The sequence below is a fragment of the Wolbachia endosymbiont of Chrysomya megacephala genome (assembly GCF_008245065.1).
GTDB lineage: Bacteria > Pseudomonadota > Alphaproteobacteria > Rickettsiales > Anaplasmataceae > Wolbachia.
Window position 1 is genome coordinate 1069452 of sequence record NZ_CP021120.1, and the last position, 22815, is coordinate 1092266.

Genomic DNA, 22815 nt, shown 5'->3' on the forward strand with positions numbered 1-22815 from the left:
AGCACCTCCCGGCTCTAAATTAAAACGCATCTTCATCCCCCTTATTTTTATATCTACAATGTACAGCAACTATCATAATCCCCGACCATAAGCTCTTGCATTTACTCTGAGTAATTGATTTTTATTCACCCCCTCTAGAAAGCTAGATGGATTTTCCATTGTACACTCTGACTGTTTAATAGTCTTACCTGACTCTTTAAAAACACTACTATTTCTTTCGAAATATCCATTTTCTATAGCTGTCAAAACACTTTTTCCCCCTAACAGACAACTCTGCCCTAAACTTGATTTATTCTCTAACTTGTTAAATCTTACTTCATCGACAAGCCTCACCTCTATTTTATTACTATCTTTCTCACTAGGACATAGATGAATACTGATTTCTCCTACTTCGGTAGTAAAAGACATTCTAATGCTATCTCCTGATACGTCTGTGTAATTTCTACTTCCTCCTATATTTTCAACTCTAATTATACTTTTTCCAACTTGAAGTACACCAATGTTTAGATTTAAATCTTTAGCTTTTTGATTATTGAATATCTTTGCAACTTCAATAGTACTATTTTGTGGGTAATCTATACAAAAATATCCATTATCTATTTCTAGTTCAAAGTCATGTTTATCAATTTGCTCATTTTTACTTATAATACTTTCAAGTGCTAACTCCTTCAGCTTTGAAAGGTTTGCTTTTCGCTGACCTAAGGTATCTTTATCTGAACAAATTACGTTTACTACATCTCCATGCTCTTCATCGCTAAATCTGTTTAAAGATGCACCTTCTGATATTATCTGAAATATTTTTTTCTTGTGTAAAAACTCATAAATTCGAGTAGTGTCAGCAGATAAATATAGCTTTGGGAATGTGTCAGCTATACGATCTATCAAGGACATATCAGATTTATATGGAAAAGTGAACATTATTCCTTGTTTCAGTGCTTCGTTTATAACTTTATCAAGTTCTTTTTCGCACTCCTCATAATCTTCTTCGCTACCAGAGTAACCTAAAGTGTCCAGATAATCATGGATCTTATTTATTTTTTGCCAAATACTTTCATACTTTTCTTCTTCTCTTGTATTCGGTTTTACTTTCGCTAAAGAAAAAGAATCTTTTTGACGAATTAAAACAAAAGTATCTTTTTCTTTATGAATTATGGCTTCATCATAGAATAGTTGACTGTAACGCCTACCAAAACTTTCATCATAATCAGGGCAAGGGCTAACATTGTCACTTTCACTATCCGTTTCGTTCCATACTTCAATTGGGAAATCATTATTTTCAAGGTTTTCATCTTCACTTGTTCGACAATTTTCTGTTTTTCCATATAGCCAGGTTGATTTCTGGTCATCGCTACTTTCATCGTCAGCTTCATTCCATAATCCAATCTCGAAATCATTATTTTCAAGGTTTTTATCTTCACTTGTTCGATAATTTTCTGCTTCTCTATCTGGTAAGGTTGATTCTTGGTCATTATTATCAATAATATGTTTAATTTTCACTTCAGGTACAAACTGAAGCTTTGCTATTTCTTCTCTTACGTTTTCTTTGTTTATTTCATCTGTAAGAGACACTTCATTACTAATATAGAAATTTTTCTGTTTTAAACTTTCGTTTTCCTTCTGCAGTCTATTGAATTCTGCAAATAGTTCTTTATACTCTAATAAATAAATACAAAATTGATCTCTTACATCATTAAGTTCCTTCTCTTTTTCTAATATCTGATTTTCATAGTCACCTTTCAAATCCTCTATACTGTTTATCAGCACTGTACTTTCTTTTCTTACTCTGTTTAACTCAGCTTCAGTCAAATCCAGTTTTTGCTGTAACTCTTCATTTATTTTGTCTGTTAACTGAATTTCATTCTTTGCCTTTTTTAATTGGTTATTTAAGTTCTTAATTACATCACTTTTGTTCTGAGTTTCTAATAATAACATTTCTACTTTCTGTTTTAGCTGTTCGATGTCTTGATCATTTTCAGTTAAACTTCTCGTCTTTTTTTGTAATTTAACTTCAAGCTTTTTAATTTTCCCTTCTAGGGTTTGCATTTTTCTGGTAAGTTCACTTACTTCTTCGTAATACTCTTCTACTCTTTTCTTATAGTGTTTTTGTAACTCTACATTTTTTTTAAGATCAAAATTTTCTTGTTGTAGATTTTCTATTTTGCTTTCTAAACTATCTATTGTTTGATTTTCTTCATTGCTAATCTCAAATACCTCTTCAGGAAAATCTTCAAATTCACAAGATGAATTGCCTTCAAGGTCGTTACTACCAAATAAATTATATTGTACTACCTGCTTAAAACTAAACATACCTATACCCCCTACTAAAATAAACAAGTAATATATTGTATGCGCTATATATCATAAATACAATCAATTTGAATATAATCTATTTACTAATTCGTATTGTGAATTTTTATAGAGTAGGTTTAGGTGTAAAATATTATAATACCATTAAAGCAGGTGAATAAAGCATAGTCTTTTTGAAAGGATAAATTTAATGAAAAGACCATACTAATTAGTGTTATAAGGAATTGAATTATTTACTTTCTCCAAAAAACATAAAAAGATCGTATATTTGTGAGAACAATTTAAGCAAAAGCTGCGTTATGAAAATAGAAGCTTGAAATTTTTGCAACAAAGCCAAGTAAATTGGTTCGCATGTAAATATGGCTGAAGTAGGCTAATATAGCTGCTTTTACTATATAATAAATTGATATAAAGAAAAGTTCGCACGGATCTAGCGGTAGACCAATTGATTCCAAGAAAAACACTTCTCACCGTCCTTGGTTTTGGTTGCCGGAAGTGATCATATTATTTGAGTTTTTAATGATAAATAATATTAAGTTAATATAATTTGTTTGGAATGGTGAGATCATTTGTTATAACCTGGAGCCTACATGCATTCCAAAAGGATAATATGATTTAGAATATTATATAGCATGTGCGTAAGCTCAGACACAACACCGCCTAAACTTACGCCAGTTTTTTTTTGAGATTTAACATCAAAGGAAAAAATAATTTCAGCCATTCTCCCCTAATAGAGTTAATTTTTATCAGTCAATCATTGAAGAGAAATTTAAATTCGCTGTGGAATGAGGAATGACATTACAAACACTTTTCAAGACGGTTCCTACACTGTTAATGCTACTTTTTGAACACTCAATAATGCTACCACAAGTATATTTCACACTACTTTTAACAACGCCAAACGCCGATTGCGATACATCCCAAACATGTACAGCATTATCAACAGTCGCTTTTCTCCGTGCTTCTCCTTCTTTAGAATTGTCAACATATACTCCTAATATTGATTGTCCTACTATTGCTCCTAAAATCCCTCCTGTTATTCCTCCTAACATCACTCCTACTATTCCTCCTGTTGCCATTGTTCCTGCTACTGCTGCTTTTGCTAACCTAGAAGCAGAATTACCTTCTTCTGAGTTTTTGTAATTTCGTACGTCAATTTCTTTCTCATCAAGTTGCTTTTTTAGGCTAGCAATCTCATTACTTTGTTGATTAAGTTGATCTTTTTTCTCAGCAATAGTGTTGTTTTTACTAATTGCAGCACATGAAAATGCAATAGTTACAAAAGAAAACACAGCAGCAACAACAATAAGTGGAAGGCCAAGACTATAAAAGCTCAACTGGAGCTAAAAACCCAATGTAAGGGGCTATAGCAAACACTCCTGATGCCAATAAAGCCGAAGTAGCCAAAGCACCGCTCACAAGATAAGGTGCATTAGCTTTATTAAATATACTTTTCATTATATACCTCTCTATAGTTAATTTATTATTTTAATAGTAATATAAATAAATATAGTATGTAATATTTTAAATTAATTAATAAATTAGACCTGCAAATTCAAAGAAAAACAGTTTTCACGATATTTGGTTTTTGTTGCTGTTAATGGTTATATCATTTGGATTTTTACTAACGTACATTAAAGAGTTAATACTGATTTATTTGAAAATAATAGAAAATTTATGACTATTTTATAATTCATTTTAGAATATTAACACTGTATTTTAAAGGTAAAAACATGGTACATTCATCTGCGCAAATATTCACAAAGTTTGATAACGATTCAAAACAGAGAAATATAGAAGGGCTAGAAAAGACTTACTTGGGAGTCTTGCTGTCAATTGAATTAAATAGCAAAACTTCTCAAATTGCGAAGGGCATTAAAGAAAAAATAGAAAGTTTGTTGAGTAGCAATAAAGATGCAATAAATGATAAAGTAACAATAGGTGAAAGAGAAATTAGTGTAACTTTAACGAAGAAGGAAGAAGGTACATACAGTGTTAAATTTGATGAAAGTGATCCTTCTTCGGTAGATATTAAAGATACGAAAGATTACACTGCCGAGGATCTACTTACTTTGTGCACACAGCATGAGTTGACAATCAGCAGAGATAAGAAAGGTAATCACCATTATAGTGTAACAATCAAAGGTAAAGAAAAAAGTGCAACAGTAGGTGGGCCTGGTAAAATTGTAATATTTCCACAACATTTATCTTACATCAAAGAAACAATAGAACACTTAAAAGAAGGTAAGAGTCCAACTAAAGAGTTTGCACTTGCAACAGGAACTGGAAAAACATTCATAGAATTACTTGTTGAATATTTGCCTGCTAGGCTAATCGGTGTACCTTATATATCCCTAGCACCTAATGAAGATCTTGTAACACAGAAACGTGATGATTGGAAAAAAGTATTATCTGACTCCGATATTGAAGATATTGAGTTGAAAGAGATAAGCGGTGATAAAGGGTGCTCTATATTGAGCAGCGAAAGCTTGATGAAAAATTGGAATCAATTTTTAGAGGTAATAGGTCTTGGACAGCTTCCTGATATTATAAACGCTCTTAATATTGGAGACAAAAGATTTGAAATAAGAAATGGAAAAATAAACGTAGATGGCAAAGATTTTTTGATTCTTGCAGATAAAATTCAATTTGGAGATAAGGAATATAAAATTCAAGATGGTAAAGTTACAATTGATGATCAAGAATTTGGGCTAAATATTGAAAAATCTATATCTCTATCCTTTGATGAAGAGCACCGAGTGGCAGAGCAGGAGTTGTATAAACACCGTATGGGAATCTTATCTGCACTTGTGCCTACACTGTTTTTAAGTGCAACGCCTTCAATAAGCACTCATAAATATATTAGAGAAAATGATGGTTTACTTAAAACTCTTTCTTTGACAGATAAAATGAAGTCAGGTGTGTATGGAGATTTAAATCTACAAGTTCATACAAAAGTAAAAAGTAAAAATCTAGCAAAGGAATACTCTAATGGCGTTGAAGAGTATGTAGATTTCAAGAAGGAAGAAAAAGATAAATATAGCGATAAAATTTTAACAGAAGGTGAGTTAAAAGAAGAAGTAGAGAATTATCTGTATAGAAATGTTCAAAGCGTAATTGGTGAACCAGCGTTGATTTTAGCTGAGTCAAATAAGCAGATAGATAACCTGAAAGAAATATTGCAATATGGTAGAAACGAAACCTTACCAAAGTTTAGTAAATCGAAGATTTATGATTTCTTAGAGCGAATGTTCGAACCTAAACCGGGCTATAAGTTAGTAACCCAGTCAAAAAAGTTTGCTCTCATAACAGAGCAAGTTGCTAAGCAGTTCAATATTACAAAAGAAAAAGCAGAAAAAATTGTGAAAGAATATTATGATTTCAGTGGCATTGCAGATTATTCTGTATTTCGCGTAATGCATGGAATAATTGAGAATACACTTTCATGCTTAACTGGTCTAAACAGACACGAGCTTGATGAAAAGAGGTGTGCAGATTTGAAAGGCTTAGCTGGAGAAGTTAAAGCGGCGTTAGATAATACTCATGATTTAGAAATATATGTTAAAGATCAAGGTGTTCAAAGCGATAAATTAAAGAAAGAGCTTGTTCAGCAAATGCAATCTGTAATTAATGTTCTAAAGGAAAATAAAGGCTCTGATTTGTTTATAAGGTTAATAAGAAATTGGAACCAAGATAAAAAACTTCACCTCTTGATGTCATCTAAAGAATTAGAACAAATTCCTGAAAAGCTGGTAGCTTTGCTAAGTAGAGGCAATTACTCTGTAGTGAGAGATTATCTTGAATATTATGGAGTAGAAGAAAGTAAAATAGATGACTTATGTGAACTGGGAAAAGAAGCATCTGCTGAAAGAAGAAAGTTTATGAATTCTTTAAGAGGGTTGAGTGATAAAGAACAAGATGAGCTCGCAAGATCTACACCTCTAGGAGGAAATGAGAAAAAACTACTTGAAGATCTTGGGAAAGCGCTTAAAATGATATTAAAAAATGGTAGTAAGCTAACTTATTCAGACTATTCTAGTTCTTCGTATTCTTGTGATGAAAAAGCATATCCATTAGGAGCACTACAAGATTTTTGTTACGAAAATAAGCACAAAGTAAAATTAGAAAATTTAAATCGCTCAGGCAATTTATCTGTAGAAGATCTTAAGAGTAAGCTTTCAGACTATATAAGTGGCCAACCATTAGAAGAATTAGAGCTTGTAAGAAAGAAATTGTTGTCGAGTGATAATCAAAGCATATATGAAGATCTAATGAAGCTAGATACATACCATGCTAAGGAACTCAAGAAAGCAAGAACTCAGAAGGATAATTGGTCTATCAGTTATAATAAAAAAGGAATTTTAAAAGACTTAAACCAGGAACAGTTGGCTCAGTTAGCAATTGACTATTTATCAGAAGCTGAGCTAGGAGATTTATATCAAAATCTATTAGAAGAAGAAAATTATTATCATGCTTTGTGCCGCATGGGATTAGTTGGTAATGATGTAAATCCTACCAAGGTACAGGGATACAATGATATCAATTTACAACATGTTGGAATGCTAGTAGACCCAATATCTACTGACTTGAACAAGCCTGCACAACTTATTCAAGCTCCAGGTAGACTTAGATGCCTAAATTCTAATAGGCACTCTACATTCTTTTGCTATTCGAGTGGTGAATTGAGCTTTGACATAAACCTACTCAAAAAAGGAGATTATATTGATGCCTATAATGAATCAGTAGCAAAGCTGTCAGATCAACAAGCTTATGGAAGTAAACTTGCAACAGAGATAATAGATTATATTAACCAGGAAATAAAAAGCCTGAAAAGAATTGACGATCTGGCTGATCACAGTATTCAAATTACCTTAAATTCATTTATAGAGGTTTACAATACCAATGAGCATGACTTCAATAAAAGTAAGAAGGAATTTATTGGTGTATTAAAACATGCACGAAGAAAGCTTAATAATTATGAAAAAGAGTTAAGGGATAATGAAGAAGATGCCACTCCAAATTTAGATGAACATGCACTACTGTTCTTTCCATACAAAAGAAGTGATACTTTGGGCGTAAAAATAATTAAAATACTATATAAGGCTCTTATCACAGCTAAGTATCTTTTGATCCGTTTCGAGTATTACTTGGAAACAAGGAGTACTTATAATGGTTTTTTAAAGAAAGTTAATGGATTAAAAAGTGATCCTAATGTGGATACTTATGCTCATATTATAGCAGAATATAGCGTTAAAAATGTTGAAGAGATTAATTTGTTAAATCAGAAATTTAATGAAGTTTATCAACAGAAAGAAAAAACACAGGACGAAGTTGACACTAAAAGCTTCAATAATTACTTAGAGCATATTAATGCATGTTTGAAACATCCAGTGCATCTTAAATTGTTTGATAAAATAATATCACCATTGATGAAAGGCGATTATTTACTCAAGTTACTTGATCAGATTTATCCAGGAGAAAACAATCAAAATAAAGTGGAGAATTTGAAAAAATTCAGGAAAAATTTAAAAGACAAATCTTTTCAATTCACAAAAGATGACTTAGGAGACATAGAACAGGTGCAATCTTATTTGCAGAGTATAATTGAAAGAATTGGAATGTATAATAATCATTATTATAGAGTAGAAGAGTACAAAGGTGATATTATTCCTGCTAAGTTATTGGATTATAGGGTTAATAGTAGATTTGACGTTATAGAGGACGAGAAGTTACAAAGTAGGAGAAATCTATACTTAAAGTGGCAAAAAGGTAGAGCTAAAAGTGTTTGTAAAAATGACTTAAATGAGCTAAAGGTTTTGTCACAAAGAGAAAATATAAAATTGGCAAAAGAAGCTGCAGATTATGTTATCTCTCCACTGCTTGGTGACTCTTCTCGTGCAGCAAAAAATAAGCAAAGCTCAGAAGAAGATAAAAAAATTATCAATAGTGTTGTTGATAAAGCAAATGAAGTTAAAAATGATCTTGAGAAAAACGTTAAGCCTTTTACTACTGAAGAAATTATTTCACCAAGCACTGAGTTTATTAATCCTATAGCAAAATTGAAAGACACTTCGAGAGGTTTATAGGAGGTAAGAAAAAGGGTTCTGTCGCATCTATAAATCCTGGTATGTAACATTTGTAGGAAAGTAGAAAAGAAGTGATATGATCATCTAAAAAAAAAGCAAAGATGTTTCGTATTAGTTCAAAATTATTGCCATATTTCAAAGGATTTAGCTTTTCAGCAGAGATAATAATGTTATCTGTATATATGAAATGTAGATTCTCTTTGAGCTATCGAGATTTGGAAGAAATGCTGAGTATAAGGGGAGCAAAAATTGATCATGCTACGTTACAAAGGTGGGTTATCACCACTGATAGATGAAGCGGTAAGGAAAAGGAAGAAGCAGGTTGGCAGTAGCTGGAGAATGGACGAGACCTACGTTAAATTAAACGGCAAATGGGTTTATCTATACAGAGCACTATTGGTAATACTGTAGACTTTCTGTTGTGTGCTCGTAGAGACAAGTCTGCGGCACTTGCGTTCTTTCGTAAAGCCTTTAGAGAGAATAACCTTCCTGAGAAAGTAGTAATTGATAAAAGCGGCAGTAATACTGCTGCTCTTGATGATTTGAATACAGAAATTTCTGAAGATTGTAGAATCATGGTTTTTCAAATAAAATATCTAAATAATATTGTCGAACAAGATCATAGATTTATCAAAAAACGAATAAAGCCAATGCTTGGTTTTAAGAGCTTCCACTCCGCAAAGATTACCATTACCGGCATAGAAAATATTCGTATGATTCAAAAAAGACAAATTATCGGGGCTAATGATAATGTTTCTACTTTTGAGAATTTTGCTATGCTAATTGCTCTATAACTCCCATAATCCCAGTTTAACGATCTTCTTGTACCACAATTTATAGATGCGACAGAACCTTCTATGCTCTCTCTCAATCTTTGGATTTTAATCCATAGTGGTTGAATGAAGAATCTTTAAACCCTTTTGTACCAAATTTTAATGAAGCAAAAAATTCTTCTAATTCTTCAAAAGGACAACTATTTTTCTCTAATTTTACTTTTATAATATTGCTTAACATTGTAACTCCACTAACCGTTTTATACATGTAGCTTAAGACTATTTTAATAATTTATCAAGAAAGTTTAATTATTAATTATAATATTTAATAAAATAAATAGACTCTTTTACATTTCATCTGCAAGAATCTTTTCCTTAGTTTGTAAATAAAGATTTTCTGAATCTAATTGCCGCAGGTTACGTTTAGTAATATAATCTCATATTAAATAAAACTTTACCTAAGTTTATGCCAGACTCTACGTTAGTTTTAACAACTATTCTTATATTCTTCATCTTTACGTTGTCACTTTTTTTTATAAAAAGGATATTTGGATCAACGAACAAGAAGATAATAAAATCCTTCAGAAAAATTGCTCAGCAGATTAATGCGCTAGAGCAAGAAATGCAGAGCTTATCTGATGAGGATCTTGCTAGTAAAACTGCGGAATTAAAACAAGAACTGAAAAATGGAAAAACACTAAATGACCTTCTCGTACCTGCATTTGCGGTTGTACGAGAAGCATCACGAAGATTCCTTAACATGAGGCATTTCGACGTTCAGCTAATTGGTGGCATGGTTCTCCATAATGGCATGATATCAGAAATGAAAACAGGAGAAGGAAAGACACTCGTCGCAACTTTAGCTGCATATCTAAATTCTTTAGAAGGAAAAGGTGTGCACATCGTAACTGTTAACGACTATCTTGCAAAACGAGATACAGAGTGGATGAGTAAATTATATAATTCTCTTGGAGTTTCTGTTGCATTTATTACAAATAATTTGACAGACGACGAGAGAAAAAAGGCTTATAGCGCAGATATCGTATACTCAACAAATAATGAACTTGCCTTTGATTATCTACGAGATAATATGAAATTTTCTCAAGAAGATATGGTTCAGAGAGGCTTCAATTACGCGATAGTAGACGAAGTAGACTCTATACTGATTGATGAAGCGCGTACTCCGCTCATTATTTCTGGCCCACTTGAGGAAAATAATCAGATATATAAGCATATCAATAAAATAGTAATCAAATTAGTTGATTCTGACTATGAAGTCGATGAAAAGAGTAGAGCAGTGTTCCTCACTGAAAATGGCATTTCACGAGTGGAGGAATTACTAAAATCGTATAACATCATTCCTGAAAATTCCTCGCTCTATGATACTAGCAATATTATACTGACTCATTATATAGATCAAGCACTTCGTGCACATAAGCTGTTTACTGCTGATAAAGATTATATAGTGAAAAACGGTAAGGTGGTAATTATTGATGAGTTTACTGGGCGCATGATGGAAGGTAGGAGATATTCTGATGGTCTTCACCAGGCATTGGAGGCAAAGGAGAATCTTGAAATTCAGCATGAAAGTCAAACTTTAGCATCAGTCACATTTCAGAACTACTTTCGTATGTACAACAAACTTTCTGGTATGACAGGAACAGCAGTAACAGAGGCAGAGGAGTTTCATGATATATATAGATTAAATGTAGTAAAAATTCCAACTAATGTGTCTGTTAAAAGAATAGATGTTGACGATGAAATTTATGGCACAGAAAAAGAAAAATTTAGTGCTGTATTGAAGTTCATAGAAGAATGCCACAAACGCCTACAACCAATCCTTGTTGGTACGGTAAGTATTGAAAACTCTGAAAAACTTTCTGCGCTTTTGCAAAGCTATTCTCTTAAGCATTCAGTACTAAATGCTCGTTATCATGAACAAGAAGCGTACATAATAGCGCAAGCTGGAATACCAGGCAGCATTACTATAGCAACAAACATGGCAGGACGTGGAACTGATATTCAGCTTGGTGGAAATGTTGAAATGATTGCAAAAATAGAGCTCGAGAAAATAAAAAATGCTGATGAAAGAGAAAAAAAATATCAAGAAATAGTCGAAAGAGTAAAAAAAGATAAGGAAATTGCTATAAAAGCTGGTGGCTTATGTGTTATCGGAACCGAAAGGCATGAAAGCAGGAGAATAGATGATCAACTGCGTGGCCGTTCTGGTCGTCAGGGTGACCCTGGACTTTCTAAGTTCTTTCTATCACTTGAAGATGATTTAATGAGAATATTTGGCTCTGATAGAATGAGGAATTTTTTACAAAAAGTGGGACTAAAGAACAATGAAGCTATTCATCACCCATGGATTAATAAAGCACTTGAGAAAGCACAGAAGAAAGTTGAAGTTAGAAATTATGATGTGCGGAAGTCTTTGCTAAAGTTTGATGATGTAATTAACAATCAACGTAAGGTTATTTTTAAGCAGAGAAATCATATTTTAAACAATGAAATCAATGATTTAGTTGAAGTATATAGTGAAGTAAATGAGGATATAATAGAAGGTATAGTACAAAGTGGTTATTACGAAGATTATGTTGAAGATATTGCAAAAGAATTCCACATAAGATACGGGATAACGCTTAATCTAGCAGAGTTTTTGAATAAACAAGAAGCCTTGGATTATATAAATGACAAAATACAAGAATTTTTTACTGAGAAAGAAAAATATTTCAATAGTCAACAAACTACAGATTTGTGGAATACGATAGTGAAACAAGTGATGATCATGACACTTGATCATTTATGGAGGGAGCACCTTTCGGTCTTAGAGAGCCTAAGACAAAGCATAAATTTGCGTGCCATGGGGCAAAAAGACCCACTGAATGAATTTAAACGCGAAGCTTTCTTAATGTTTGAGTCGATGCTTGAAAAGTGGAGGGAGCTTACCATTCACCGCCTAGCGCACTTTAAGTTGCTAGACAATCAAGAAATAGGCAATAGGTCACGCTCTACTAAAAATAGCAGACTTCCAAAAGTTTCAAGAAATGACAAGTGCCCTTGTAACTCTGGAAAAAAATACAAACACTGTCACGGTGCAGTTGCCGTAGTGAATTAGTTGTTGCAAGCACATTATAGCTGCTATAGCTAACCGAAGTCAGATCTGCTCGAGCACTCTGAAAGACAAAATCAATAGCCGAATTAATATTGGGCCAAAAGGTTTGTAGAGACTTTCTTATGGCGTGCTTGATCAGAACTTCTCAATCGGATTCAAATCTCACTTTTACCCACAAATAAAAAAGTGAGTAAAATGGATACCAAATAAATTTGGGATTAAAATGAGTGAAGTAAGTACAAATGTGCAATATACTGATGGCTTAGGGGATAAATGGCTGGAAAGAGAGTTAAAACACGTTAATTTAGGAGATACAAGACTTAATAAGAGACTTATTAAAACAGGCTATTGTATAGAGGGTAAGGTGTCTGGATCAATTAATCAAAGCTGTAGTGGATGGAAAGAAGCTAAGGGTGCATACAGATTATTTAGCAATGAAAAGCTTAAGGATAAGGATAATTTATTGTCCCAAATTTGGGAGAAAAACCCTGGACTTGAAGTCCATCCTTTTAAGAATATAATTTTAAGGTGAAAAATCTGAAAGAATGTGGAATATTATAGAAAAAGCAGTCACTCTGTATATATATCACATAGTGTGGATAACAAAATATCGATATCCAGTACTAGTTGGAGATATTGGACAGAAAGCTAAAGAAGTTGTACAAGAAGTATGTGCAAATAATCAAGTAGAAATTATCAGAGGTAGAGTTGCGTCAAGTCATGTACACGTATACGTTTCTGTACCCCCATACTTAAGTATTAGTAAGTTAGTGCAGTTAATAAAAGGAAAAAGTTCCAGAAAAATCCAGCAAAACTTTCCAGAGCTAAAAAAGAGATATTGGGTTGTGGGCAGTAGGCTAGTTTGTCAGGACTAGCGGAAATGTAACTGACGAAATGATAAAAAATTATATTGAAAATCACTCTAAAAAAGAAGATAAATTTGGTGACTTTCAAGTCGAAAGTTAGCATTCTATGCTCTCTCTCAATCTTTGGATTTTAATCCATAGTGGTTGAATGAACTCGAAAGTGAGAAAACAAGTAGTCCTAATTTAAGTGATGTTGAAGTATCATCTAATGATGGTGAAGAGCTAGCAATATGATATACGCCACATCATTTTCTGAAGGTTTAAAACCAGATCCAGAGCTTAAAGTATCAGAGTGGGCGAATGAGTATCGAGTTCTAGCACCAACTGCAGCATCAGAGCCAGGAAAATGGAGAACGGAAAGAACTCCTTATTTAAAAGAAATTATGGATTCACTATCTCCTTCTTCACCAACTGAAAAAATAGTATTCATGAAAGGAGCGCAGATTGGAGGAACAGAAGCTGGTAACAATTGGATAGGCTATATCATAGATCAGACACCAGGTCCAATGCTGGTAGTACAGCCAACAGTTGAAATGGGAAAGCGTTGGTCAAAAGGAAGATTTGCGCCGTTAATAGAGAGTACACCATGTTTAAAAAGTAAAGTAAAAGACCCAAGGTCAAGAGATTCAGGCAATACTGTGCAAAGTAAGGAATTTCCAGGTGGAATAGTAGTAATAACTGGAGCAAACAGCAGTGTAGGCCTCCGATCTATGCCAGTAAAATACCTCTTTCTTGATGAGATAGATGCCTATCCAGGAGATTCGGGAGGGGTTCTGTCGCATCTATAAATTGTGGTACAAGAAGATCGTTAAACTGGGATTATGGGAGTTATAGAGCAATTAGCATAGCAAAATTCTCAAAAGTAGAAACATTATCATTAGCCCCGATAATTTGTCTTTTTTGAATCATACGAATATTTTCTATGCCGGTAATGGTAATCTTTGCGGAGTGGAAGCTCTTAAAACCAAGCATTGGCTTTATTCGTTTTTTGATAAATCTATGATCTTGTTCGACAATATTATTTAGATATTTTATTTGAAAAACCATGATTCTACAATCTTCAGAAATTTCTGTATTCAAATCATCAAGAGCAGCAGTATTACTGCCGCTTTTATCAATTACTACTTTCTCAGGAAGGTTATTCTCTCTAAAGGCTTTACGAAAGAACGCAAGTGCCGCAGACTTGTCTCTACGAGCACACAACAGAAAGTCTACAGTATTACCAATAGTGCTCTGTATAGATAAACCCATTTGCCGTTTAATTTAACGTAGGTCTCGTCCATTCTCCAGCTACTGCCAACCTGCTTCTTCCTTTTCCTTACCGCTTCATCTATCAGTGGTGATAACCCACCTTTGTAACGTAGCATGATCAATTTTTGCTCCCCTTATACTCAGCATTTCTTCCAAATCTCGATAGCTCAAAGAGAATCTACATTTCATATATACAGATAACATTATTATCTCTGCTGAAAAGCTAAATCCTTTGAAATATGGCAATAATTTTGAACTAATACGAAACATCTTTGCTTTTTTTTTAGATGATCATATCACTTCTTTTCTACTTTCCTACAAATGTTACATACCAGGATTTATAGATGCGACAGAACCAATGTGAACTGTCTTGGGAAGACGTAGATGAATTCAATACAGAAAAAGATGAGAAAAGAGATTTTAGTAAAATTAAAATAGATAGTAAAAAGTTTATTGACTATATAAAAGATATACCAGAAGAAAAACGTTCTCAGCTAATTGAGCTAGCAGATAAAGTGCAAGTTAAGGGTAGGTTTAGCAATTTGGTCAATAGGCTTACCAGTAATCAGAAGGTCATGAATCATTTAAATAGAGTAAAAAAAATCTCTAGCATAACTATGCATGGAATGATGGCTAAAAATATTTTAGCTGATTTTTTAAACAGAGATTATCAGGGTGTAGCGATTAATGTTGGCTTTATTGCCGGTGGTCAAGGATTTGCTAAAGTTGCTGAAGTTGCATCTCGTAAAGGATTAAATTTACTCTCAGAAGGAAAAGCATTACTCGGTAAATCTTTAAGAGTAGCATCTTCTTTTCTTGCTCGTGGTACTTCTACCTTTGTTGTTTATGATCTGGTAAATCAGGTAGAAGCATTTAGAAACGGTACGGAAGAAGAATTAGTTGGCGTAGTAGGAGATAGTATTTACCTAGGTGTTAATACTGCAGAGATTGGCATCGAAGTTGCTGAAGGTTTTGAAATATTAGAAGGAATATCAAGTGTTACTGGACTAATTGGAGCAGAAATTGGAGATGTAGTATTTATTGGTACTGATGTTTACATGGCAGTAAAGAGAGTTGATAAGATTGATCAATTGATTCACTTAAGTGGAAGAGAAAAATTTATTGAAGGATTGCGTGCATTTATAGGTATGCAACCTGAACAATATATAGAAGAATTAATAGAAGAAAAACAACTTTACAACCAATTAGTTAAGCAAGGATTTGAGTATTTGAAGCAGCATAATGATATTCAAAGTTATGTATTCCCTACTGGTCAATCAGTTGTTAGTTCTTGTCGTCAGGTGCCATACCAAGTGCTTCAGTGTGATGGCGCTGGATTTGGAGAATTATGCATGAGAAGAATTAATGTTACACTTTACACTGAAGAATGCAAAGTTAAGTTTAAGATAGACTTAGACAGTAAAGTACTGCTTGATGGAAAAGGAACCGATATAAAATGGAGTAGAGCAAGGCCGAATAATCCAAGTGGTGGAAAATTGTTTTGTTTCTCGCAGGGAAATGACGAACCTGCTCCAAATTATGGGTCATATTTATGCGAAAATGCGATTGGTTTATCTAATAACAAGATAGAAGGATATAATCTAATTAATTTAGGAGAAGGTGAAGATTATGCCAGGGGATTTAAGGATAGTCCGAACGTATTTGTAGTGAATGATGGGTCTAAAGAATATTATGGGGGAAATAAGAATGATATCTTTGTTTTACAGGGAGATCTGATAGAAGGGTCCTTGTACGGAGAAGATGGAATTGATACCTTAGATCTGACTGGATTTGCTCAAGAAGCTGTGAGGGTTCTGTCGCATCTATAGAGCGAAGTCAGTTTCATTTGTAGGAAAATAGAAAAGAAGTAATATAATCATCTTTAAAAAAGCAAAGATGTTGCGTATTAGTCCAAAATTATTGCCCTATTTCAAAGGATTTAGCTTTTCAGCAGAGATAATAATGTTATCAGTATACATGAAGTGTCGATTTTCTTTGAGCTATCGAGATTTGGAAGAAATGATGAGTATAAGAGGAGCGAAAATTGATCATGCTACGCTACAAAGGTGGATTATCAGATTTGTGCCACTGATAGATGAAGAGTTGAGGAAAAGGAAGAAGCAGGTTGGCAGTAGCTGGAGAATGGACGAGACCTACATAAAATTAAACGGTAAATGGGTTTATCTATACAGAGCACTAGATAGTCTCGGCAATACTGTAGACTTTCTGCTGTGTACTCGTAGAGACAAGTCTGCAGCACTTGCATTCTTTCGTAAAGCCTTTAGAAGGAATAATCTTCCTGAGAAAGTAGTAATTGATAAAAGCGGCAGTAATATTGCTGCTCTTGATGACTTGAATACGGAAATTCCTGAACCTTATAGAATCACGGTTTTTCAAGTAAGATATCTAAATAATATTGTTGAACAAGATCATAGATTTATCAAAAAATTAATAAAACCAATGCTTGGGTTTAAAAGCTTCCATTCTGCAAAGATTACCATCACAGGCATAGAAAATATTCGTATGATTCAAAAAAGACAAATTATTAAAGCTAATGATAATGGTTCTACTTTTGAAAATTTTGCTATGTTAATGGCTCTATAACTCTCATAATTCCAGTTTTTACAATCTTCTTGTACTACAATTTATAGATGCGACAGAACCAATTCTATTACGTCTCAGCTCCAGGAAGGGCTGAACGATTTATCTGAGTTGTCATCAGATCTAAATCTAATGAAACTATAAAAAAGAAGATACTTAGTATCTTCTTTGCTATGCAAGCTACTCTTATAGTTGAGTGTCACTAATCAGAGAAGTTTAAGCAGCGCATAACCTTGCTTATATTTTGCATAATATACATTTGCGTATATTATAATAGGTATATAGATATTTTTTATTAAAAAGGAAGGGGAGGTGCCTTCGTGTGTTGACATCCTCCCCGCCCTAAAGGGTAAGGATTCCTACCACGTTCAGACCGAAGTCTGAATCATCTCGGTGGGTTCCTGCTTCATCGGGAGGCTAAATGCACTATCCCCTCCACAGGCACAACACGGCATGCCCTGCCGCTAAATCTATTATGCTTTTGTGCATATTCGGTGTCAACACCCGCTTCCGCCTTATATCCCCGCCCTGAAGGATGGGGTTTTACGGTGTTTTTTTGATAAGAAAAAGTCTTTTTCGGTGGTTACACCTATATTCTTTATTTCAGCTTTAAAACTGTTAAAATATAGCCCTTCCCATAATAGTCCAAAAAAAATCATAAGAAGTAAGAATCGACAGCATGACGAAAAGATGTGAATAGAGGAATGTTTTTCCTAATTCTATTTTCTATAGCAAACCAATTATGCTCAATTTTGTTAAAATCTGGAAAATAAGGAGGTAGATATAAAATTTCTGCACCAACTCCTTTAGCAAGTTCAGTAATCTTATTAACCCCAGTTATGGATTAGAAAGTAGAATTAATAAAGAGAGGAATAGGGTAAACTCAGGTATTTTAGCAAAAATTAAGAGGTTATCCATGAAGAAAGATATTTTACTGTTTCATAGAAGATTTTTGTCACATTCCTGATGAAAAACTTTCAGAAAAGCTTCTATCAAGTGGCAAAAAAACAAAAAGAATACCTGAAATTACCGTGCCAGAAATACTTACTATAATCTTACTTTACCACAATCGCTGTGCAAAAATTTCAAGTTTTTTTTACTTGAGTTATCTTAAATTATTGTACAGTTCTGAGTTTTCAAAACTCCCTTCGTATCATAGATTTGTTGCTCTAAACTCAGGGTTTTATGGTATTTGGCAATGCTTTTGCAGTGGTTCTGCGAGCAAGCAAAAATCACTCTATATTGATACAACTGCAATCGCTGTTTGCCACACAAAAAGGATCGCAAAAAATAAAGTTTTCAAAGAGTTGGCAAATATAGGAAAGACTACCTATGTTCGGTTTTAAATTGCATCTGGTAATCAATGAAATAGTCGAAGTTCAAGTTATTACGCTAACTAAAGGCAGCGTTGACGACAGAAAACCTACACCGAATTTGACTAAAAAATTGACAGGACTTTTGTTCAGAGATAAAGAAGAAGGACCTCTTTGAGAAACTCTTCGATAGAGGTCTAAAACTCGTCACTCAAGTGAAAAAAAGGCATGAAAAACGCACTGATTTCTTTAAAAGAGAAGATTCTATTGAGAAAAATTGATTATTGAGACAGTTTTTGGTTGTTTGAAAAATAAATTTGAGCTTCGGCACAGATCCCCCATAAATTTTTTGGTACATACTTTTTCAACATTAGTTTCGTATTCCATGCAGTCGAAAAAGTCCTCTATTTCTAAGCTTTATTGACTCGGATAATCCATAACTGGGGTTTGTAGCTGTTTGTCCACTGTTGTGTTATTAAAATAGCTTCTAGGTTTATTATCAGCAATGTCATTAGGTTGATATCCACCATTAACTATCTGCTGCTTATCAAACATCTTTTCAATATTGCCTTTTAAAATACTCAAAAACTTCTCATTTTCCGGATAGGCTTCTTCTGCGGCTGAATATAATGTACTTGGTATTTTAGAATATCTTTCGTTCCTTACATGACCTGCTATATCTGAATACACTTTAAAAAAGTCAAAACCTTTCACTGATACACCAGATTGTTTAGCTGTTTTTTTAAGTGTCTTTTTAAATTCTTCCATTATATTAAGTGTATCAGCCAGCACTTCTTCATGAGTAGCAGAACAAAACTTAGGCAGAGGATATTTTTTATCTAGGAAACTTTGTAATAAGAAGAATCCTAAACCAAAATTGTTACTGATACAAACTTCACTACTAAATTGGCTAGTACCAGATGTATTAGAATAATTTGCTGAAGTTTCAGGTAGAGCAGCTCTCGAATCTAATAACCCACTCACAGAGCTTTTTACCCAACCAAATAAATGATTTATCCACGAAGATGGTTTTGCACTGCTACTCACCATTCTACGATTTCTAATGTGCTGCCTATGTCTATGAGGTTGATCAGATAACATGACTTCTGTAAACACATCATCGTACACTTGATCCTTATATTCTTTTTTCACAACATTAACTTCTCTTGCTGTACTTATTTCTTTCTCATAATCTTTTAACACTATCTCTTTATCAGTAAATTTTATTGATAACGTTTTCATCTTAGGTGTTTTATAGAATTTACTAAGTGTAATACTGCAAAAATCATCTTTAGTAATAGTCGAATCAAAAGCATTAGTTATTATTAGATCATGACCATTACTACGAACAAACGTATTGTTTCCTCCTTTTCTAGGCGTGATAAGCTCAGCATCTTTCTCCACATCTTGACCCGTTACCACAATAATTTCTTTATCCTTTTCAAAGATCAAAGGTAGTGGCTTTAATTCTAATTCAGAACTTATTTTCATAGGCGCACTATCTGAGATAATATGAAGATTTTCATACCAATCCAAACCGTCTTTTAATCTTACTGTTAGCACTTCTAATAAAAAACTTTGTCCCATTTCTGCTTCTAACCTAACTAGCAAATCATTTCCATCTTGAAAAATTCTTGGCAGATTAATATGTATTTTCAAATCATCTTGTATTATTTTTATCACGTTACGTAAATCTAACGTATCTATAGAACTTGCTTGATCAGGATTGTAGATGTTTATTTGTGGCATAGAAAAAATATTATGTTCATATCTTTGCTCACCTGAGGCTATAGTAATTACGTATATGTTTTTACCACCATTTCCAATTAAGTGACTGTTATAGATTGGATTATTGTAAATTACCTCACACTTCCCATAGCCAACAAGTATAGATTCATCACCATCTTGAACAGCGATAGTCATATTGAGTTTATTTGCTATAGCTGGGTAACTTTCTATAATTTCATCAATAGTTTTATTAGTATTCTGTATTGCATACAAGTTTCTTTCCTTACCTACTTTTATTTCAGCACTGTCTTTTAATTGATAGATTATATTGTTCATTATGTTATATGAGATAGATATACTAAAGTTACTATTTGCAACTTTTGAGGAAAAATCGAACTTTATACTATTGTGATCTTTAATATCAATACTCTGAATATCAGCAAGCAAGTAGTCGAATATAAACCTATGGTTATTTTCGAAATTAGCAAGTAATTTAACAGATGCACTACCTTTTTGAAATGGTACAATATAGTTAAAGTTACCTTTGAGTGCTAGATTATTTACTTCAGTGTAATTTCTAACTATTACTTGTATATCATAGACACAGTTATTATCTTTTATTTCCAAATAATCAAGTTGATCTTCCTTACCACCATTACCATCCAAGAATTTAGTTTCACATGCACTAAATATATGATCTGCCTTAGCTTTTCTACCAAGCACTCTTTCTACTGAATTAATTTGAAATCCAGAATAACCATATCTGTTGTACACAATAGTGCCAATATTTGTATTTAAATACACATTCACACTCACAGCGGTTCTGTCGCATCTATAAATTGTAGTACAAGAAGATTGTAAAAACTGGAATTATGAGAGTTATAGAGCCATTAACATAGCAAAATTTTCAAAAGTAGAACCATTATCATTAGCTTTAATAATTTGTCTTTTTTGAATCATACGAATATTTTCTATGCCTGTGATGGTAATCTTTGCAGAATGGAAGCTTTTAAACCCAAGCATTGGTTTTATTAATTTTTTGATAAATCTATGATCTTGTTCAACAATATTATTTAGATATCTTACTTGAAAAACCGTGATTCTATAAGGTTCAGGAATTTCCGTATTCAAGTCATCAAGAGCAGCAATATTACTGCCGCTTTTATCAATTACTACTTTCTCAGGAAGATTATTCCTTCTAAAGGCTTTACGAAAGAATGCAAGTGCTGCAGACTTGTCTCTACGAGTACACAGCAGAAAGTCTACAGTATTGCCGAGACTATCTAGTGCTCTGTATAGATAAACCCATTTACCGTTTAATTTTATGTAGGTCTCGTCCATTCTCCAGCTACTGCCAACCTGCTTCTTCCTTTTCCTCAACTCTTCATCTATCAGTGGCACAAATCTGATAATCCACCTTTGTAGCGTAGCATGATCAATTTTCGCTCCTCTTATACTCATCATTTCTTCCAAATCTCGATAGCTCAAAGAAAATCGACACTTCATGTATACTGATAACATTATTATCTCTGCTGAAAAGCTAAATCCTTTGAAATAGGGCAATAATTTTGGACTAATACGCAACATCTTTGCTTTTTTAAAGATGATTATATTACTTCTTTTCTATTTTCCTACAAATGAAACTGACTTCGCTCTATAGATGCGACAGAACCAAAAATGACATAGAGAATATTGAAATTGCTATAGATAGTACTGTAATGCATATTTATAGTAACAGTACTCAACATAACAAAGATAACGCCAAGATAAGGAAGTATAATGGTACAGATCAAATAAGAAAGCTATATGTTGCTTTGGACGTAAACAGCAAAAAGGCAATAGCAGTTCGATATACTAATTTTCTTTCACATGATAGCATCTAAAATACTAAAGGAAATGGGTGATATCTATAAGATTAAGTCTCTGCGTGCAGATGGAACTTATGATACAGATAATTTATATAAGTTGTGCAATCAATACAATTTGAAACCCATTATAAAGCCAAGAAAAAATGCAAAAATCTGCAGCAATATAGATTATCTATCAGAAAGAAACAACAACATTAGTATAAGGAAAACTTACCCACTGGAAAAAGAAGACAAGGTATGAAATACGTTCACGTATCGAGAGTTTTTTCCTGAGGCTCAAAAAAACATTTGGATTTAGTTTTAAGAATAAATCTGAGGTAAATCGCTCTCAAGAGGTGCTTTTAAAATGCTATTTTATTAATAACTTTACTGATATAGGTATGCCTATTTTCAAATTTGCCTCGTAAATTCCTTTCATTACTCCTCCTTATTCCTTGCCATTCAACAAAACCTGGGAAGGGCTATACTTGGCAGTGGCTAACACTTCTTACGGCAGAGCGATAAATGATTGCTGGTTAACCAAATGCTAGGAGAGGGTATGGGTAGTTTGATTTTTTATGTTGTTCTGAAAAGAAGATGTACTATATTTAGTATAAAATTCACAGTTATATATTAATATTATACTAGTTTTTTAATTAAGGAGAATATTATGAAAAGTAATACAAAAAGTGCTGCTGCGTATAATACTAGAGAAGAAGCGTATGAACAATATTACCATTGCATACACGCATGTCTTAAAAGTCATCAGGATAATAACGAACTACGTAGTGCATGCATTAGTAAATGTAGGGAAAGTGATTGGAGCTTTGAACAGGATGTAAAATTTAGTGATCAATTAAATTCTATGGTTCTGTCGCATCTATAGAGCGAAGTCAGTTTCATTTGTAGGAAAATAGAAAAGAAGTAA

At 33.2% G+C, this 22815-nt stretch carries 14 protein-coding genes and 6 pseudogenes; 12 read left to right on the plus strand and 8 right to left on the minus strand.

Going from position 1 to position 22815, the window contains the following annotated elements; genetic code table 11:
* Positions 1-72: 72 nt before the first annotated feature.
* From CAI20_RS05145 to CAI20_RS06800, 3 genes are all read right to left on the minus strand, one after another.
* Entirely contained in the window at positions 73-2307 is a 2235-nt protein-coding gene (locus CAI20_RS05145; RefSeq protein ID WP_149168904.1) for a coiled-coil domain-containing protein, read from the minus strand.
* Positions 2308-3053: 746 nt separating this feature from the next.
* A complete protein-coding gene (locus CAI20_RS05150; protein WP_007302922.1) occupies positions 3054-3644 on the minus strand; it encodes a hypothetical protein in 591 nt (196 codons plus the stop codon).
* Complete coding sequence (locus CAI20_RS06800) at positions 3631-3765, minus strand: hypothetical protein (protein ID WP_007302921.1); 135 nt, start codon at positions 3763-3765, stop codon at positions 3631-3633. The genes CAI20_RS05150 and CAI20_RS06800 overlap by 14 nt, the downstream gene beginning before the upstream one ends.
* Positions 3766-4040: 275 nt before the next feature.
* On the opposite strand from CAI20_RS06800, the gene CAI20_RS06695 reads away from it, so the two are divergent.
* The gene (locus tag CAI20_RS06695; RefSeq protein WP_246111578.1) at positions 4041-8393 is read left to right on the plus strand and encodes a DEAD/DEAH box helicase family protein; all 4353 of its coding nucleotides are present in this window, start codon (positions 4041-4043) and stop codon (positions 8391-8393) included.
* Positions 8394-8494: 101 nt separating this feature from the next.
* Positions 8495-9187: pseudogene (locus CAI20_RS05165) on the plus strand (IS6 family transposase).
* A gap of 73 nt (positions 9188-9260) precedes the next feature.
* Here CAI20_RS05165 and CAI20_RS06570 read toward each other — a convergent pair.
* The gene (locus CAI20_RS06570; protein ID WP_007302910.1) at positions 9261-9407 is read right to left on the minus strand and encodes a hypothetical protein; all 147 of its coding nucleotides are present in this window, start codon (positions 9405-9407) and stop codon (positions 9261-9263) included.
* A 225-nt stretch (positions 9408-9632) separates the two neighbouring features.
* On the opposite strand from CAI20_RS06570, the gene secA reads away from it, so the two are divergent.
* The 4 genes and pseudogenes from secA to CAI20_RS05185 form a co-directional block, all read left to right on the plus strand.
* Positions 9633-12284: a preprotein translocase subunit SecA gene (gene secA, locus CAI20_RS05170; protein WP_012481813.1), complete on the plus strand. Its 2652-nt coding sequence runs from the start codon at positions 9633-9635 to the stop codon at positions 12282-12284.
* 220 nt (positions 12285-12504) lie between these two features.
* A complete protein-coding gene (locus CAI20_RS05175; protein ID WP_038227401.1) occupies positions 12505-12813 on the plus strand; it encodes an IS4/Tn5 family transposase DNA-binding protein in 309 nt (102 codons plus the stop codon).
* A gap of 15 nt (positions 12814-12828) precedes the next feature.
* Positions 12829-13247, plus strand: a pseudogene (tnpA, locus tag CAI20_RS05180) (IS200/IS605 family transposase).
* 130 nt (positions 13248-13377) lie between these two features.
* A pseudogene (locus CAI20_RS05185) lies at positions 13378-13917 on the plus strand (phage terminase large subunit family protein); the annotation flags it as partial.
* Positions 13918-13975: 58 nt separating this feature from the next.
* Here CAI20_RS05185 and CAI20_RS05190 read toward each other — a convergent pair.
* Positions 13976-14668 (minus strand): annotated as a pseudogene (locus CAI20_RS05190) (IS6 family transposase).
* A 74-nt stretch (positions 14669-14742) separates the two neighbouring features.
* On the opposite strand from CAI20_RS05190, the gene CAI20_RS05195 reads away from it, so the two are divergent.
* Positions 14743-16227 carry a hypothetical protein gene (locus CAI20_RS05195; protein ID WP_246111579.1) on the plus strand — a complete coding sequence of 495 codons (1485 nt, stop codon included), beginning with the start codon at positions 14743-14745 and terminating at the stop codon, positions 16225-16227.
* Between the two features lie 67 nt (positions 16228-16294).
* Entirely contained in the window at positions 16295-17002 is a 708-nt protein-coding gene (locus CAI20_RS05200) for an IS6 family transposase (protein ID WP_149168876.1), read from the plus strand.
* 652 nt (positions 17003-17654) lie between these two features.
* On the opposite strand, the pseudogene CAI20_RS05205 reads toward CAI20_RS05200, so the two are convergent.
* Positions 17655-17828 (minus strand): annotated as a pseudogene (locus CAI20_RS05205) (transposase); the annotation flags it as partial.
* A gap of 97 nt (positions 17829-17925) precedes the next feature.
* Here CAI20_RS05205 and CAI20_RS05210 point away from each other — a divergent pair.
* Positions 17926-18736 (plus strand): annotated as a pseudogene (locus CAI20_RS05210) (IS982 family transposase).
* Here the strand turns inward: CAI20_RS05210 and CAI20_RS05215 are convergent.
* A complete protein-coding gene (locus tag CAI20_RS05215; protein ID WP_246111580.1) occupies positions 18730-20844 on the minus strand; it encodes a hypothetical protein in 2115 nt (704 codons plus the stop codon). The pseudogene CAI20_RS05210 and the gene CAI20_RS05215 overlap by 7 nt on opposite strands.
* A 75-nt stretch (positions 20845-20919) precedes the next feature.
* A complete protein-coding gene (locus CAI20_RS05220) occupies positions 20920-21627 on the minus strand; it encodes an IS6 family transposase (RefSeq protein WP_149168876.1) in 708 nt (235 codons plus the stop codon).
* 50 nt (positions 21628-21677) lie between these two features.
* Here CAI20_RS05220 and CAI20_RS05225 point away from each other — a divergent pair, with 50 nt between their 5' ends.
* The 3 genes from CAI20_RS05225 to CAI20_RS05235 all read left to right on the plus strand — a co-directional run bounded on the left by CAI20_RS05225 (position 21678) and on the right by CAI20_RS05235 (position 22773).
* Positions 21678-21923, plus strand: a complete 246-nt coding sequence (locus tag CAI20_RS05225) for a hypothetical protein (RefSeq protein WP_149168905.1) — start codon at positions 21678-21680, stop codon at positions 21921-21923.
* 13 nt (positions 21924-21936) lie between these two features.
* Positions 21937-22149, plus strand: a complete 213-nt coding sequence (locus CAI20_RS06700; protein WP_230440375.1) for a hypothetical protein — start codon at positions 21937-21939, stop codon at positions 22147-22149.
* A 408-nt stretch (positions 22150-22557) separates the two neighbouring features.
* Entirely contained in the window at positions 22558-22773 is a 216-nt protein-coding gene (locus tag CAI20_RS05235) for a hypothetical protein (RefSeq protein ID WP_149168906.1), read from the plus strand.
* The last annotated feature ends 42 nt before the right edge of the window (positions 22774-22815 follow it).

What these genes read in the sequence shown, in the direction of transcription:
- CAI20_RS05145 (WP_149168904.1), bottom strand. Translation starts at nt 2,307, where the DNA reads ATGTTTAGTTTTAAGCAGGTAGTACAATATAATTTATTTGGTAGTAAC.
- CAI20_RS06800 (WP_007302921.1), bottom strand. Translation starts at nt 3,765, where the DNA reads ATGAAAAGTATATTTAATAAAGCTAATGCACCTTATCTTGTGAGCGGT.
- CAI20_RS06695 (WP_246111578.1), top strand. Translation starts at nt 4,041, where the DNA reads ATGGTACATTCATCTGCGCAAATATTCACAAAGTTTGATAACGATTCA.
- CAI20_RS06570 (WP_007302910.1), bottom strand. Translation starts at nt 9,407, where the DNA reads ATGTTAAGCAATATTATAAAAGTAAAATTAGAGAAAAATAGTTGTCCT.
- secA (WP_012481813.1), top strand. Translation starts at nt 9,633, where the DNA reads ATGCCAGACTCTACGTTAGTTTTAACAACTATTCTTATATTCTTCATC.
- CAI20_RS05175 (WP_038227401.1), top strand. Translation starts at nt 12,505, where the DNA reads ATGAGTGAAGTAAGTACAAATGTGCAATATACTGATGGCTTAGGGGAT.
- CAI20_RS05195 (WP_246111579.1), top strand. Translation starts at nt 14,743, where the DNA reads ATGCGACAGAACCAATGTGAACTGTCTTGGGAAGACGTAGATGAATTC.
- CAI20_RS05200 (WP_149168876.1), top strand. Translation starts at nt 16,295, where the DNA reads ATGTTGCGTATTAGTCCAAAATTATTGCCCTATTTCAAAGGATTTAGC.
- CAI20_RS05220 (WP_149168876.1), bottom strand. Translation starts at nt 21,627, where the DNA reads ATGTTGCGTATTAGTCCAAAATTATTGCCCTATTTCAAAGGATTTAGC.
- CAI20_RS05225 (WP_149168905.1), top strand. Translation starts at nt 21,678, where the DNA reads ATGAAACTGACTTCGCTCTATAGATGCGACAGAACCAAAAATGACATA.
- CAI20_RS06700 (WP_230440375.1), top strand. Translation starts at nt 21,937, where the DNA reads ATGGGTGATATCTATAAGATTAAGTCTCTGCGTGCAGATGGAACTTAT.
- CAI20_RS05235 (WP_149168906.1), top strand. Translation starts at nt 22,558, where the DNA reads ATGAAAAGTAATACAAAAAGTGCTGCTGCGTATAATACTAGAGAAGAA.